Origin of the sequence: Brevibacillus sp. MER 51, from assembly GCF_023714195.1 — a bacterium.
In the GTDB taxonomy this organism is placed as follows: domain Bacteria; phylum Bacillota; class Bacilli; order Brevibacillales; family Brevibacillaceae; genus Brevibacillus.
This window is the reverse complement of the sequence record NZ_JAMAUS010000049.1, coordinates 1-500: the sequence shown is the minus strand read 5'-3', so window position 1 is coordinate 500 and position 500 is coordinate 1. Positions and strand designations below refer to the sequence as shown.

General features: G+C 42.0%; 2 tRNA genes. Both read left to right on the top strand.

Features of this window, described 5'->3' with window-relative positions:
* The first annotated feature begins 27 nt into the window (after positions 1-27).
* Positions 28-101, top strand: a tRNA-Arg gene (locus M3630_RS30555).
* A gap of 32 nt (positions 102-133) precedes the next feature.
* Positions 134-210 (top strand) — tRNA-Pro (locus tag M3630_RS30550).
* The last annotated feature ends 290 nt before the right edge of the window (positions 211-500 follow it).

Here is a 500-nt window from a genome sequence, read left to right as displayed (position 1 = left end):
CGAGACCCTTCGTCCGCTCCATAACATGTGCCCTTAGCTCAGCTGGATAGAGCGTTTGACTACGAATCAAAAGGTCGGGAGTTCGAATCTCTCAGGGCACGCATCTTCATTTTAAAAAGTGAAGAACTATAATCGGGAAGTAGCTCAGCTTGGTAGAGTACTTGGCTTGGGACCAAGGGGTCGCAGGTTCGAATCCTGTCTTCCCGACCATCAATTTCTTAAAAAGATGGTTGACATGAATGTAACGCACATGATATATTGTGAATCTGCTCTTACTAAACAAATTGCAGATTGGTTGAAAAAACACTTTAAAAAGTGTTTGACAACTGAAAGTTGATGTGCTAACATAGAGTTCTTGCTGGTTTAGCAGGACTAAAAATGCTCTTTGAAAACTGAACAGCGAAAGCGTTAATGAGTCTATCATTAAATGATTTGCCAGCTTTGAACCAGTAACAAACTTTATTGGAGAGTTTGATCCTGGCTCAGGACGAACGCTGGCG